12 protein-coding genes and 1 tRNA gene are annotated in these 14,705 nt (G+C 66.4%); 1 reads left to right on the top strand and 12 read right to left on the bottom strand.

Translation table 11 applies throughout. From position 1 onward, the window contains the following. Positions 1 to 46: 46 nt before the first annotated feature. The 6 genes from CFB39_RS08255 to rnr all read right to left on the bottom strand — a co-directional run bounded on the left by CFB39_RS08255 (position 47) and on the right by rnr (position 7,245). Positions 47 to 1,033, bottom strand: a complete 987-nt coding sequence (locus CFB39_RS08255; protein ID WP_089431016.1) for a Gfo/Idh/MocA family protein — start codon at positions 1,031 to 1,033, stop codon at positions 47 to 49. 100 nt (positions 1,034 to 1,133) lie between these two features. Further along, a complete protein-coding gene (locus CFB39_RS08250; RefSeq protein WP_089425265.1) occupies positions 1,134 to 1,850 on the bottom strand; it encodes a FadR/GntR family transcriptional regulator in 717 nt (238 codons plus the stop codon). Positions 1,851 to 2,127: 277 nt separating this feature from the next. Next, a complete protein-coding gene (gene rpiA, locus CFB39_RS08245; protein WP_089472697.1) occupies positions 2,128 to 2,823 on the bottom strand; it encodes a ribose-5-phosphate isomerase RpiA in 696 nt (231 codons plus the stop codon). Positions 2,824 to 2,914: 91 nt separating this feature from the next. After that, positions 2,915 to 3,787 (bottom strand): N-acetylmuramoyl-L-alanine amidase, encoded by an 873-nt coding sequence (locus CFB39_RS08240; RefSeq protein WP_089472696.1) that lies wholly within the window; start codon positions 3,785 to 3,787, stop codon positions 2,915 to 2,917. Between the two features lie 97 nt (positions 3,788 to 3,884). Then, complete coding sequence (rlmB, locus tag CFB39_RS08235) at positions 3,885 to 4,628, bottom strand: 23S rRNA (guanosine(2251)-2'-O)-methyltransferase RlmB (RefSeq protein WP_039358863.1); 744 nt, start codon at positions 4,626 to 4,628, stop codon at positions 3,885 to 3,887. Positions 4,629 to 4,776: 148 nt separating this feature from the next. Beyond that, a complete protein-coding gene (gene rnr, locus CFB39_RS08230) occupies positions 4,777 to 7,245 on the bottom strand; it encodes a ribonuclease R (RefSeq protein ID WP_089472695.1) in 2,469 nt (822 codons plus the stop codon). Positions 7,246 to 7,494: 249 nt separating this feature from the next. On the opposite strand from rnr, the gene CFB39_RS08225 reads away from it, so the two are divergent. Beyond that, positions 7,495 to 7,581 (top strand) — tRNA-Leu (locus tag CFB39_RS08225). Between the two features lie 251 nt (positions 7,582 to 7,832). Here CFB39_RS08225 and CFB39_RS08220 read toward each other — a convergent pair. The 6 genes from CFB39_RS08220 to CFB39_RS08195 all read right to left on the bottom strand — a co-directional run bounded on the left by CFB39_RS08220 (position 7,833) and on the right by CFB39_RS08195 (position 14,699). Beyond that, positions 7,833 to 8,384, bottom strand: coding sequence for a cytochrome b (locus tag CFB39_RS08220; RefSeq protein WP_089472694.1), 552 nt, complete (start codon positions 8,382 to 8,384; stop codon positions 7,833 to 7,835). Positions 8,385 to 8,501: 117 nt separating this feature from the next. Continuing rightward, positions 8,502 to 9,470, bottom strand: a complete 969-nt coding sequence (locus tag CFB39_RS08215; RefSeq protein ID WP_179257652.1) for a fimbrial protein — start codon at positions 9,468 to 9,470, stop codon at positions 8,502 to 8,504. Then, entirely contained in the window at positions 9,467 to 12,043 is a 2,577-nt protein-coding gene (locus CFB39_RS08210) for a fimbria/pilus outer membrane usher protein (protein ID WP_089472692.1), read from the bottom strand. The genes CFB39_RS08215 and CFB39_RS08210 overlap by 4 nt, the downstream gene beginning before the upstream one ends. 114 nt (positions 12,044 to 12,157) lie before the next feature. After that, positions 12,158 to 12,886 carry a molecular chaperone gene (locus tag CFB39_RS08205; RefSeq protein ID WP_089472691.1) on the bottom strand — a complete coding sequence of 243 codons (729 nt, stop codon included), beginning with the start codon at positions 12,884 to 12,886 and terminating at the stop codon, positions 12,158 to 12,160. Between the two features lie 17 nt (positions 12,887 to 12,903). Continuing rightward, on the bottom strand, positions 12,904 to 13,425 hold the full coding sequence (locus CFB39_RS08200) for a fimbrial protein (protein ID WP_175237217.1): 522 nt from the start codon (positions 13,423 to 13,425) through the stop codon (positions 12,904 to 12,906). 590 nt (positions 13,426 to 14,015) lie between these two features. Next, the gene (locus CFB39_RS08195) at positions 14,016 to 14,699 is read right to left on the bottom strand and encodes a response regulator transcription factor (RefSeq protein ID WP_089425257.1); all 684 of its coding nucleotides are present in this window, start codon (positions 14,697 to 14,699) and stop codon (positions 14,016 to 14,018) included. Positions 14,700 to 14,705 lie beyond the last annotated feature (6 nt).

The following is a 14,705-nucleotide window of genomic DNA, read 5'->3' as shown; positions in this document are numbered from 1 at the left end:
GCCGCGCACCGGGCCGCTCGCGTGTGCCCGGCTCCCGCCTTCCCGCTTACTCGCCCGAATAACGCACGCCAAGCGCCGCTCGCGCGGCATCGGTCATCGCGATCATCTGCCGCGAATGGTCGTGCGTCATGATCGGGCTTTCGGTCTGGCCCGCGCGCAGCAGGTCGCAGAAATGCGCGGTCTCGTAGTTCAGCCCGCCGCCGTCGACCGGCGCATCGAGTTCGACGGTGCGCCCGTCCGCATAACGAATCGTCGCACGCGCGGGGTTCCACCATTTCTCGTGAATCGTCACGTGGCCGCCGGCCGCGGCGATCAGCGCGTCGCCGCGCCCCATCACGTCGAGCCCGCAAAAGAGCTGCGCGATCCCGCCGTTCGCATGCACGCTGTTCAGGCTCGCGAACAGATCGACACCCGTTGCGCCGACGCGGCCGAGCGTCTGCACGTCGCGCGCCGCGCCGAGCCAGTCCACCGCGAGAAACGCCTCGTAGATCCCGATATCGAGCAGCGCGCCGCCCGCGCGATCGAGACGATAGACGGCATGGTCGTCCGGCACCGATGATGACGCGCACCCTGCCCGCACGAGCCGGATCTCGCCGATCGGATCGTCATGCAGATGCGCACGTAACTGACGGTACAGCGGGAAGAACGGCGGCTTCATCGCCTCCATGAACAGCCGCCCGGCGTCGCGTGCCGCACGCAGCACGGTGTCGAGCTGCGCCGCGTTCAGCGTCGCGGGCTTTTCGCACAGCACGGCCTTGCCGGCAGCAAGCGCGGCCAGCGTGTACTGCGCGTGACTGTCATGGAGCGTCGCGATGTAGACCGCGTCGATATCGCTCGCGAGGAGTGCTTCGAGGCTTGCAGCAGGCGTACCGCCGTACGCTTCGCAAAAGTCTGCCGCGGCATCGGCGCGGCGGGCCCAGGCACCGGCGAGCGTGGCGCCCGGCACGTGCGCGAGGCTTTGCGCGAAACGGCGCGCGATGCTGCCTGCGCCAATGATGCCGAAGCGCACCGTGCGATGGTCGTTGTCGTTCATCCTGATCTTCCGTGTCGGTCGTATGACGATGGCCGGCACGCTGCCGGCCGGCCGTCATGATAAACGGCCCGCGGCACACGGATGAGCGATTCGCGCAGCGTCAGGCGCGCATGGGCACGTCGACGGAGAAATCGCGCGAGATCTCGTCGGCGCTGAAATCGATCAGCGCGAGCGAAGCGGCTTCGGCTTCGCGCGGGTCGCGCCGCTCGATCGCGTCGACCACACGTGCATGCGCTTTCACGACGACGTCGTGTGCACCTTCCTTCTGCACGACACGCGGATTCACGAGACGCACCGCACCGCGCACGATCGCCGCCATCTGCTGGAAGAACTGGTTGCCGCTCGCCTGCACGATCCGCGTGTGCAGCAACTCGTCCGCCGTGTCGTAGCCGGAGTCGCCCGGCTGCAGCACCTTGAACGCATCGAACGCTTCGCGGATGCTCGCGATGTCGGCAGCCGTCGCACGCACCGCCGCCTGCGCGGTCGCGCGCGGTTCGATCAGCATCCGGAATTCGATGACGTCGCGCATGAACTGCGGATCGGGTTTCGCCCGGAATCGCCAGCTCACCACGTCTTCGTCGATCATCCGCCAGTCGCGCATCGGCCGCACGCGCGTGCCGACTTTCGGACGCACGTCCAGCATGTCGCGCGCAAGCAACATCGACAGCGCTTCCCGCATCACGGTGCGACTCACATCGAACTCTTTCGACAGCACGTCCTGCGGCGGCAAGATGCCGCCGTACTTGTCCTCGACGATACCCGAGACAAGCCCATCCATCACTTTCGCGACCAGTGACCGGTCTTTGCCCTGCTCCATGACACCTCCCCGTGCGTCGATTTGCGAACACCTGCTCCGCAGTTCCGCCGGCCCTGGTTACGACTGTTCTTATGATCTATAAGTTGATGAGTTCGAGGATATTTCGCTATCTGGTAAACACCTGACAGGGTTATCCCTCTTTTTGACCGGGTGATTTATACGGCTAAAAATAAGGCCCGGGAAGCGCATTGCGCCTACCGGGCCCCGATTTCCACAAGATTTAAACATTCAGTCCATTACGACGCGACACACCATTACGGACTGCTTGCCATATCTTTCAATTAGCCGAATAAACGATCGTTTCAACGCCGTTTTCCGTGCCGAGCAAGCACAGATTCGCACCGCGCTCGGCGAACAGGCCGACCGTCACGACGCCCGGCCATCCGTTCACCTGCGCTTCGAAACCACGCGGATCGGCGATCTGCAGCCCCTTCACGTCGATGATCTCGTTGCCGTTGTCGGTGATATACGGCGCACCGTCCTTCGTCACGCGCAGCACCGGCACGCCGCCGAGCGCGGTCACGCGCCGGCCGATCGCCGTGCGCGCCATCGGCACGACTTCGATCGGCAGCGGGAACGCGCCGAGTACCGGCACGCGCTTGCTGGCGTCCGCGATGCAGACGAACGTATCGGCCACCGATGCGACGATCTTCTCGCGCGTCAGCGCGCCGCCGCCGCCCTTGATCATCGCGCCGCTCGCGTCGATCTCGTCGGCGCCGTCGACGTACACCTGCAGCGAGTCGACCTCGTTCAGGTCGAACACCTTGATGCCGTGCGACTTCAGGCGCTCGGTCGTGGCAACGGAGCTCGACACGGCGCCGCGATAGCGCGCCTTGACGACGGCGAGCGCGTCGATGAAGCAGTTGGCGGTCGAGCCGGTGCCGACGCCGATCACGGCGCCTTCCGGCACGTTCTGGATCACGTAATCAGCGGCGGCCTGGCCGACGAGGCGTTTGAGTTCGTCTTGAGTCATGGAATGGTGATGCTGCGGGATTGCGGAAAACCGCCAGTTTACCGGACTCGGATGACGGCCCGGGTTTTTCGGCGTGCCGGGCACGGCGGATTCAGGGTGCGCCCGCCGCGGGCGCGTTGTCCGCCGGTTGCGTGCCGGGAAAGTACTTGTCGAACAACGCCTGCGCGATCGCGTCGGTTTCGGCGTCCGGGTTGCCTGCATAGTCGGACGGCCTGAAATGCATCTGGAACGCCGCGAACACGCGTCGCGTGCGTGCGTCGAGCACGCCATCGGTGGCCACGTCGTAACCGTAGCGCGCGAGCTTGAGCTGCAGTTCGCGCACGTCGACCGGCGCATGCGGATCGCGACCGCCGAGCCGCACGGCCACGGCCGCATCGTCCGGCCACGCGCCGACGCCGGCCACGGCCAGCGCATGCCAGGGAAACAGCGGCCCCGGATCGATCTTGCGTTGCGGCGCGATGTCGCTGTGCCCGACCACGCGCGTCGGCGGAATCCCGTAGCGCGCGACGATGTCCTTCGACAGCCGGGTCAGCGCCGCGACCTGTTCGGGCGGATAAGGCTGCCAGGTGCGGTTTTGCGGATCGAGCGGCCCGCGGTTCACGTTCTCGATGCCGATCGACACCGCGTTCAGCTCGGTCGTGCCCTGCCACTCGCTGACGCCCGCGTGCCATGCGCGCTCCGCTTCCGGAACGAGCTGGAAGACGACCGGCATCCCGCGCTCGATGCGCGGCTGCGGCGGGATGACGTAATGCACGCTGACCGAATCGCCCGTCAGCGTGCGCAGCGATTTCGCCTCGTCGCTTTCGGTGTAATGCATCACGAGAAAGCGGATCCGCGCATCGGCGCCGCGCGCGTGCAGGCTCGTGTCGGCGTAGTAGGTACCGCGTTCGACGAGCGACGGCGACGTGCAGGCAGCCAGCAGGCACAGCACGGCGCAGGATGCGCCAGCGCGAAACAGGGTCATCGGTCGCGAGCTCCGGAGAGCCGCGTGCCACATCGGATCGCGGCACGCGTCGTTCGGGTCATTCGAGGCCCGCGCAGGGCGCGCGGGACGGGCTGCGTCAGCCCTTCACGCGCCGCTGGCGCACGGCTTCGTACAGGCACACGCCGCTTGCGACCGATACGTTCAGGCTTTCCACGCTGCCGGCCATCGGAATGCTCATCACTTCGTCGCAGGTGTCGCGCGTCAGCCGGCGCATGCCTTCGCCTTCCGCGCCCATCACGAGCGCGACGGGGCCGTCGAGCTTGGTTTCGTAGAGCGTCGCCGATGCCTCGTCCGACGTGCCGATGATCCACACGCCGGCGTCCTTCAGCTCGCGCAGCGCACGGGCGAGGTTCGTCACCGTGATGTACGGCACCGTATCCGCCGCGCCGCTCGCCACCTTGGCCGCGGTGGCGTTCAGGCCGACCGCGCGGTCGCGCGGCGCGATCACCGCATGCGCGCCGGCCGAATCGGCGACACGCAGGCACGCGCCGAGGTTGTGCGGATCGGTGACACCGTCGAGCACCAGCAACAGCGCCGGGCCCTGGATGCCGTCGAGCAGCTCGGACAGGTTCTGCGCGAGCGGGATGTCCTCGACACGCGCGACGACACCCTGGTGACGCTCGGTATGCGCGAGGCCCCACAGGCGCGTTTCGTCGGCTGCAATCAACCGCACGCCCGCTTCCTTCGCGGTGTGCAGGAAGTCCTGCATGCGGCGGTCGCGGCGCGTCTGGTCGTACAGCACCTCCGCAACCGTCGATGCATCGTGCCGCAAACGTGCGGTCACCGCATGAAAACCGTAAAGAACCTTCAGACGTGACATGACTGGAACAACCTTCGATCAAACGTGCGGCCGCGCGACGCGCGCAGCCGCGATCCATGGAAAAGGAAAGCGCCGCGTTGCCGGCTGATGACCGGTCACGCGGCGTCTCTCGATACTGCAGGGCGGGCGCTGGCGCCGCCCCGAACGCTCAATACTTCTTGCGGGCGCGTGTCTTCTTCGCGGTCGGCTTCGCCGCCGCACCGCCACCGCTGCTACCCTTCTTGCGCGCGGCGCGCGCTTCATTCACCGCAACGCTCGGCGCACTCGCGGCCTTCTTGCGGCGCGGCACGGGATCCTCCACCTGCGGCAGCGTGCGTACGCGCGGGCCATTACCGCGGTCGACACCGCCGCCAGCGGAAGCCGGCGCGGGCGACGGACGCGGCGCCTTCACCGGCGTATCGCGCACGAGGCGGAAGTCGATCTTGCGGGCATCGAGATCGACGCGGCTCACCTGCACGCGCACGCGATCCGACAGGCGATAGCGGATGCCCGTGCGTTCACCGCGCAGCTCGTTCTTGATCTCGTCGTACTGGAAGTAGTCCGAGCCGAGTTCCGTGACGTGCACGAGCCCTTCGATGAACAGCGTGTCGAGCTGCACGAAGATGCCGAACGACGTGACGCCGTTCACCATCCCGCCGTACTCCTCGCCGAGCTTGTCGCGCATGAAGTAGCACTTGAGCCAGGCCTCGACGTCGCGCGATGCTTCATCCGCGCGGCGCTCGTTCGCCGAGCAGTGCAGGCCGAGTTCTTCCCAGATCGCCGTGTTCGAACGCGAGCGGCCGCGCGATTCGTCGTCGGCCTGCTGCATCGCGCGGGCGCGCGGCGACAGCGCGGTGTTCAGCTCGAAACCGTCCGGCGCCTTCGGCACGTATTTCTTGCCCGACAGGATCGCGTAGATCGCGCGGTGCGTGAGCAAGTCCGGATAACGGCGGATCGGGCTCGTGAAGTGCGCGTACGCCTCGTAGGCCAGGCCGAAGTGACCGATGTTGTCCGGGCTGTAGACGGCCTGCTGCATCGAGCGCAGCAGCATCGGCTGCAGCATCTGCGCATCGGGCCGGTCGCGGATCTGCGCCATCAGCGCCGCGTAGTCGCTCGCATGCGGCTTGTCGCCGCCGCCGAGCGACAGGCCCATGCCGCGCAGGAACGCACGCAGGTTCTCGAGCTTCTCCGGCGTCGGCCCCGCGTGCACGCGGTACAGGCCAGGATGCTTGTTGCGCTTCAGGAAATCGGCCGCGCAGACGTTCGCGGCCAGCATGCATTCCTCGATCAGCTTGTGCGCATCGTTACGCTGGCGCGGCACGATCTGCTCGATCTTGCCCTGCGAGTTGCAGACGATGTAGGTCTCGGTCGTGTCGAAGTCGATCGCGCCACGCTTCTGCCGCGCGGCGAACAGCGACTTGTAGACGCCGTACAGATCCTGCAGGTGCGGCAGAAGATCCGCGCGGCGCGCAGCCTCCGGCCCCTTCGTGTTCGACAGCACGGCGGCGACTTCGGTGTACGTCAGGCGCGCGGCCGAATGGATGACGGCCGGATAGAACTGGTACGCCTTGATCTCGCCGCGCGCGGTGATCACCATGTCGCACGCGAGCACGCAACGGTCGACCTGCGGATTCAGCGAGCACAGGCCGTTCGACAGCTTCTCCGGCAGCATCGGAATCACGCGGCGCGGGAAGTAGACCGACGTGCTGCGCTCGAGCGCGTCGGCATCGAGCCCGCTGCCCGGCTGTACGTAGTGCGACACGTCGGCGATCGCGACGATCAGCCGGTAGCCGTCGCCGCGGCCGACCTTGACCGGCTCGCAGTAGACGGCGTCGTCGAAGTCGCGGGCGTCCTCGCCGTCGATCGTCACGAGCGGCACGTCGCGCAGGTCGACGCGGAAACGCAGGTCGGTCGGCCGCACCTTGTCCGGCAGTGCGGCGGCTTCGTCGAGCGCCGGCTGGCTGAACTCGTGCGGCACGCCGTACTTGCGCACCGCGATTTCGATTTCCATGCCCGGATCGTCGATGTCGCCGAGCACCTCGACGACACGGCCGAGCGGCTGCGAATGGCGGCTCGGGAAATCGGTCAGCTCGACGACGACGACCTGCCCGACCTTCGCCTTCTTCACGTTCTGCGTGATCAGGATGTCGTGGCCGATGCGCTTGTCTTCCGGTGCGACGATCAGCGCGCCGTTCTCGTTGAGCAGGCGGCCGATCACGCGCTTGTTCGCGCGCTCGGTGACTTCGACGACGTGCCCTTCCGGGCGACCGCGGCGATCGTAGCCGACGATCCGCGCGAGCACGCGATCGTTGTGCATCACCTTCTGCATTTCGCCGTTCGGCAAGAACAGGTCGTCCTGGCCGTCGTCGCGGATCACGAACCCGTAGCCGTCGCGATGCCCCTGCACGCGCCCGGCGACGAAGTTCGACGGATGGGTCAACTGGTAGTGGCCGCGCTTGTCGAGGCGGATCTGGCCGTCGCGTTCCATCGCGGCGACACGCCGGAAGAACCCCTCGCGCTCCTGACGCTTGATCGACAGTGCTTCTGCGATGTCGTTGGCGGCCAGCGGCGCGTCGCTCGTACGCAGCACGCCGAGAATTTCTTCACGGCTCGGAATGGGGTACGGATATTTGCTCAAGGGTTTGTCGATGGTTGTTCTCGTTGCGTTGATTGATGGTGCACGGCATCAACATAGAGGTGTCCTTCAGACAGTTCTATATTGACGGCGGCGGGTCATTCTATCACCCGCCTGTGTCGCCAAAAGACCGGAATGCCGCCGGCAGGCGCGGCGGAGCCCGGTTTGCGATGCATCGCAAAAAAGTGTTGACACGAATAATTGGGGCGCTATAATTTCGCTTCTTTGCAGCAAGCAGCTACTGCAAAACGTGCCCAGGTGGCGGAATTGGTAGACGCACTAGGTTCAGGTCCTAGCGGTGGCAACATCGTGGAGGTTCGAGTCCTCTCCTGGGCACCATCTGTTTTTAAAAAGGTCGGCTTCTAGCCGGCCTTTTTTCATTTCTAGCCCAGAAAGCATTGCGCCGGGGTCGCGCCGAGCCCTCTCCTCGGCACCTCGGTATTCAAAAAGCACAAAAGCCGGCATCGTGCCGGCCGCCTTCGTTTCCGAGCCTTGGGCGCGCCCATCGCGGCCCACCCGGCATCGTCGCGAATCAGCACCAAAGTGGTGCGCGCGTGGCGGATCGACATCCGCCTCGCGCCACGCCCTCATCAGAGCATGCGCTTCAGCACGTCGTTCTTCGACACGAAATGATGCTTGAGTGCCGCCCCCGCGTGTACCGCCACCACGAATGCCAGCGTGTAGCAGCCGAACTTGTGAAGGTCGAACCAGTGCTCGGTCACCGGCCCCGCGCTATACGGCGTCTTCACGTAAAGCACGCCAAACAGCCAGTAGCCGTCCGGCACCATCACGAACCCGCTGAACAGCACGAAAGCGACCAGCGCGTAAATCAGCGAGTGCACCAGGTGCGCGATCGATTGCTGCTGACGCGGAATCGACGCGACGTCAGGCGGCGTGCGGCGGAAGAACGACCACACATAGCGCAGCGGAAACAGCACGATCAGGCAGCTCGCGAGCGACATGTTCAGGGTCGACACAAAACGCCAGAGATCCGGCTGCGTAATGAAGTGCAGCGAAATTCCGGCCACCATCGTGTACAGGATCACGGCCGCGAAAATCCAGTGCAGCGCGCGGGAAAATCGGTCGTATCGACCGCTGGATAATATTTCGTTATGCAAATCTGTTTGGGAAGCCACCTGCATGATTCATCCTTTATCGGTTGCGAAGACATGGTTGCCATGGATATGTGGATGAAATTATCGAGGCGGAAACCCGTGTTGATAACCATTCTCAAGGATTTCCAAATACCCGGCGCAGCGTCAGCGCATCTCGATCAGGAACGTCATCACGCCGTCGCCCGACCCCGCCGTCACGCGCTCGCCGTACTGGTAGTACTGCGCGGTATACGGCAACGTGGTTGCCCCGACCGTCGCGTCGCCGAGGCTCTGCCAGGTATTCAACGTGACCGGCGCGTCGTGCTTCAGCACGCGAATGCCGACCCCCTGCGCGGCGTCGTCGCCGAGCAGCTTCAGCACGTCGGTCGTGCCCGGCACCGTCTCGCCGAGCAGCTGGATCGACAGCGGTGTCGGCCGTGCCTCGCCGAACGGGCTGCAGGTCAGGTCGATCGCGAATTCGCGTGACGCCTGGGTCGAGCCCGGACCGTCGAAGGCCGACGCGGGCACGGCGCCGAGCGGCACGACGAGATGCTTCGAGGCCGTATTGACGGTGCACGCGACGCCCCGCACGTAACTGCTCGTAATGTGCTTGCGCACCACGTAATGGCTCGGATCGCCGCTCACGGGCGACGCCTCGACGACAAACGCCTGGCCCAGCAGGAAGCCCGGCGTCACCGGCCCGATCTTCACGAGCTCCATGTCGATCACGAACGTGCGCGCCGAGCCGTCCCCCGGATGCGTCCCGAGCACGCCTTCCGTCTTGCTGCCGAGATCCTCGCCGTCGCGCACCATCCGCAACGCAAGGCCCGGGAGATTGGTTGCCCACAGGTTCATGCCCGGCGCGGGGCCGAACTCGCTCGAATAGTTCAAGGTCCGCGCCAGCGGCTCGCCCTGGCCGTTCGGCGCACAGGTGAGGGTCAGCGTGAACCGGACCGACCGGACGACGCCTCCGACCTCGACGCCGTCGGCCGCGATCGAACCGAACTCGATCGGATTGAAATCTTCAGGCAGGCTCAGGCACGCGGCAAACGCGGGCGCCGTGCAGAGCGTCAGCGTGACGAACGCCGCCCAGCGGCGCAGGCATGCGGCAAATCGGGATATCGTGGGTTTCATGAACGGGGTGAAGTAGGTGAAGCAGCGTCGGCCCGCAGCGCCGGATGCGTGCGCGAGCAGACGACCTCGAGTTCGGGGAAATTGCTGTGCGGCGTCGACTCGCCCATGTTGTACGACAGCGCGCAGCGCTCGTCCGGGCGTGCCCCCCATCGAACGAACAGGTCGCCGGCCCGGCCGACGCCGGTGACGAAGCCCTGCCCGTTCGGGCCGACCATGCCGACCTCCTTGCCGGCCGCCGTCAGCACGGCGGCACCGAACGGCACCGGCTGGCCCGCGTCGTCGGTCATGTCGAGCATCAGGCGGCCCGCCTCGACCTCGAACGGCGCCAGCACGACCGCACCGTGTGTCGGCACGACATGCACGATCGCGTTGCGGATCTCGAGCTGACGATCGAGTTCCGCCGTGCGCAACGCGATGCGGTTCTGCCGGTAAGGTGTGACGTTCGGCACGACCGCATAGCCCGCGCGGTCGGTACGCACACCGGCATGCGCGATCACGCCGACGTCGGCCGCACCCTCGCTGCGCACCAGAGCGACGGTTTCGCCGAGCGGCTGCGACAGCGTGACGCCGCCGCCGTGCACGACCATCCCGCCCGCCGCACTGACCGAGGTCTGCGAGCCGCTGCGCGTCTGGTTGTGGGTGGCCCCGAACTGGCCGGCCGTCGCACGGTAGTTCAGGTTCACCGCACCGCCCAGGCCGTGTGCCGTGCGATCGGCATCGACGCCATAGCTCAGGCGATCGTCGTCGAACAACGTGCCGAACACGCCCGCGCGCTGCTCGGTGCCCGCGGTACCGGCGATCAGCGTCGCGCTGCCGTACGCATGCGGTGTCGTCGTGCGCCCGCCGCCGAATGGAATCGACAGGTTCAGCGACACCTGCCGGCTGCGCTCGCCGCGCGCGCGCTGCTCGGCGCTCAGGCTCACGTTGTAGGACACGCGCGACACGCTGCCCGAATAGCCGAGCTGGAGCAGCCGGTCCTCGCCCGCACCGTCGCGGTAGGCGCGCCGGCTCGCGCTGACGTACAACGAGCCCGCGCGCCCCAGGCTCTGCGACACGCTCAGCTCACTGCGGCTGCGCTTGCCCGCGCGGCCCGCCCACGTGTCGACCGACGTCGCGTAGCGCACCACGACGTCGGACAGGCTGCGATAGCCGCCCGAGTACTGGTGATGCGCGGCGCGCAGTTCCGTGCCGGTCGACGCGAACGCCTTCGCGTACATTGCCCGCACGGCGCTGCCCGCACCCGCCTGCCCCGCCTGGTCCCGATAACGGGCGTGCGTCACGTCCACCGACAGTGCACCGATGCGCGCCAGGTTGCGCGCGGCGCCGGCCGCCAGCGCCGCATACCCGTTCGCGAACGTCACGCCGCCGTAGATCGTCGTCTCGCCAGGCAAGCCGTAAGCGGCGCTCGCCGACGTGAACCACTGCGATTGGGCGGAATCGGCACGCAAGCGCCCCGCGGCCGCGCGATACGACCAGGCCTTCTGGCGCAGCAGGGTCGGAATGCTCGCCGACGGCTGGATGAAGCTGCGCTTCTGGCCATCCGCCTCGACGATCGTCACCTCGAGGTCCGCATGCGCCGCGATCGCGTACAGGTCGTCGATCTCGAACGGCCCCGGCGGCACGTAGCTGCTGTAGATCAGATAGCCGTTCTGGCGAATCTCGACCTTCGCATGGCTTTGCGCGATGCCGCGCACGACCGGCGCGTAGCCGCGCTGGCTGTCCGGTTGCATCGTGTCGTCGGACGCGAGCTGCACGCCGCGGAATGCCACGCTGTCGAACACGTTGTCGGACGTGAAGTTCTCGCCGAACGTGACGCGGCTGCGCCAGCCGGGAATGTCGCGCTCGAGATAGGTATTCATGAATTGCGTCTGCAGCCCCGACGCGTTGTGGTTCACCATCGCGCTGCTGCGCAGGCGCCACGCGCCGAGGTTCAGGCCCGCGCGCACGCTGCCGTACGCTTCCGTCGCGTGGCCCGACGGCCCGTCGTAACGCCGCTGCGCGGCGTTGAAGCGATAGTCGAAGCGCAGTGCATTGATGCCTTCGTCCCAGCGCGACGGATCGACCGAGCCGCGCGGCACGCGCTTCATCTTCGCCTGCGGGACCGTCAGCGCCAGCGTCTGGCGATCCGGATCCACCGTGACCGTTGCGTCCGGCATCGCATCGCGCGGATCGACGCACGCGAGCGTAGCGCCGGCGGCATCTGCGGCATCCACCTCGGCGACGCGCGGATAGGCCGCGAGGTTCACGCCGAACCCGTCGAGCTGCGCGGCGCCCAGGCAGGGCCGTACCGCACTGCCTTGCTCGTCGCGTGGATCGCGCTCGAAGCGGATGTCGTGCATGCCCGACGCTTCGCCATTGACCGACACCTCGACCGGGTGCACGCCGGGCAGCAGCACGTTCGCTTCGGCGAACACGTCGAGATCCACGTCCGCCTGCGGGTTGCCGAACGCGAGGAACGCGGGATTGAATGCCGTGTTCGCGTGCGCATGCGCCCCCGCGGTCGGCAATCCGAACGCGAAGGTCGAAGCGAGCGCGAGCACGCATCGGCGCAGCGGGTCAAGGCATCGTGTCATGAATGGGGGAACGGCGCGCGCCGGATGAGCGCACGCCGCATGAAGTCAAAAAAATGGAAAGTCGGAAAAGCGGATCGCGGAATGGCCGCTGGCCGGCCCCGCGACCGCGTTGCGTCAAACGGCGCCGGTCGGCACCTTCATCGTGACGGACGGCGTCACCGCGCCGTAGTCGTTGATCGTGCTGAACCGCAGCGTGACGGACTGCGTCGGCACCGCGTGGATGTAGCGCAGCTTGTAGGTCGCCGCCTGCAGCGGCGGCACCATCTCGAGATCGACGTCCTCGATCGTGCCGGCGTCGATGCCGATCTTCGAGAACGTGACGTGATAAGGCGTCGGATTGTTCACCGTCAGCAGCACACCGTCGCCCGACGGCGCGATGCGCCAGGTCAGCGCCGCCGGCGCATCGGCCGACGAGCCGGTCAGGCCTTGCGGCCGATAGAACGCCTTGATCCGCGTCTGGATCGCGATCTGCAGCACGTTGTCCTGCTTCGGCGTGGCTGGAATCTCCTTCACGTTCAACCACATCAGCGACTCGCGATCGGACGGCAGCCCGTGCTTGACGGGCATCACGCGCAGCAGGTTTTCCTTGCCGGGATCGAGCCGCGACAGCGGCGGCGTGACGAAGAACGGTGCCTTCGCGCCGCCCTTCGTCGCCTCGCCGTCAATCCAGGCCTGCACGACGTAAGGCTGGCTGTCCGCATTCTTCACGGGCACGACGGCTTCGCGCCGGTCCTCCTGCAGGATCACGCGCGTCGCGCCCACCACCACGCCCGCCAGCGCGCCCTGGGTCATGCACAGCCCGAGCACGCAGGCCAGCGTACGTTGTCCGAATTGAATCGTCATCGGTCGATCCCGTCTGCTTAGCGGTAGTGCAACGTGAACGACGCCGTGCCGTTCGCCTCGCCCGCCTCGGTCTGGTTCGACGTCGAGACGTAGTTCGCGGCGAAGTTCAGCACGTTGCTGCCCGGCGTCAGCTTGAGCGTGTCGGTCTCGCTGTTGATGCCGATCTGCTTGCCGCCTTCGTCCATCAACTGGATGCCGACGCCTTTCGCGTCGTCCTGCGCGCCGGTGCCGATCGCGAGCAGCGTCGGATCGTCGCCGTTCGACGTGCCCTCGAACTGCGCGCGCACGCCGCTCAGCTGGTCGTTGCACTCGCTCAGCGCGATCTGGAACGGCACGCGGCGACTTTCCTGGCCGGCGGTGGCGAGCTGGTCGATACCGATCGCGCCGAGCGGCACCTGAATATTGCTGTTGTCGATCTTGCAGGTCGTCGCGACGATCTTGCCGTGGAAGTTGATCGTGCCATCCGCGGCGAGTGCGGACGTCGAACCGAATGCGGCCAGGAGCGCGGCCAACAGGAGGGATTTCTGGGTCTTTTTCATCGAGTATCTGGGTAGAGAATTGAGGATTTCCGCTGCCGGTCCCTGACAGCGGAACAACGAACCCGTCGAGTTCGCAGGCATTATTCCGATCCGGCCATCGCCACCCAACAAACTTAAGAAAATTCTCAACGCGTGCCGCCCGGACGGATGAATCACGATGCAATGCGACGCCCGCGACGACGCTTCCCAGCCATCACGTGCGCGCCTGTCGACGTAGCGGAAAGCACCCGGTCAATACGAAAGGAATCCTCACCATCTGGCGAAAGATGCACCGTGCAGCGATATGGCCGTCGGCACGGATGGTGCGCACAAACGCGCCCGAGGCCGGCACGGCCGAGCGTACCGCTCGCGGCGGCGATGACGAACGACGGGAGGAACGGGATGTGACCGGAACGCGGCGAGACGGGCTGCCGTGCCTCGCGAAAGCCTCAGGATAGCCTCGCGCAGGCGCGTCGGTTCAATGCCGAACGGCGGCTGAAGCGGCGTGCCGCGACAGCCTTGCCGGAACGGGAATACGGATGGGGACTGGAAGGATCGGCGATATCGATCCTGTCGTCAGCCGGCGCGCGTCGCCGCGGCCGGCCGATTGCTCAGGTCAACTCGAGCCGATACCCGTAGTTGTAGATCGTCGTGATCGCGAGCCCGTTCTTCGGCCGCAGCCCGAGGCTCGTACGCAACTTGCTGACATAGGTGGCCAGCGTCGCGTCGTACTTCCGGTCCACCACGCCCCAGATACGCTTGATCATCATGTCCTTCGACACGATCCGCCCGACGCTCTCGAACAGCATCAGCGCGAGATCGAACTCGCGCTGCGACAGCTCGACCGGCACGCCATCGACGGTCGCGGCATGCGAGCTCGTGTCGAGCACGAACTTGCCGACCTCGACGACCTTCGCGCGCTGCGTCTCCGGATAGTACTTGCGCGCCTGCGCATTGACGCGCGCGACGAGTTCGCGCTCCCGCAACGGCTTGATCAGATAGTCGTCTGCGCCGGTGTTCAGACCGAACACGATGTCGTTCTCGCCGTCGTGCTGCGTCATCATGATGATCGGCAGCGTGTCGGCGAACGATTCGCGCGCCCAGCGCATCACCTCGATTCCCGACTTGCCGGGCACGTCCCAGTCGAGCAGCAGTACGTCGACGCGCTGCGTGCGCACCAGCTCGATGAAGCTGTCGCCGTCGTGACGCACCTCCGTGTCGTAACCGGCCTTGTTGAGCCAGCCGGCCACGACGCCCGCCTGCGTCACCATGTCTTCGAGTATTGCGACAATCATGTTCGA

This window comes from Burkholderia sp. AU6039 (assembly GCF_002223365.1).
Classification (GTDB): Bacteria; Pseudomonadota; Gammaproteobacteria; order Burkholderiales; family Burkholderiaceae; genus Burkholderia.
The sequence above is the reverse complement of the archived record's forward strand: the minus strand, read 5'-3'. Positions and strand labels throughout refer to the sequence as shown.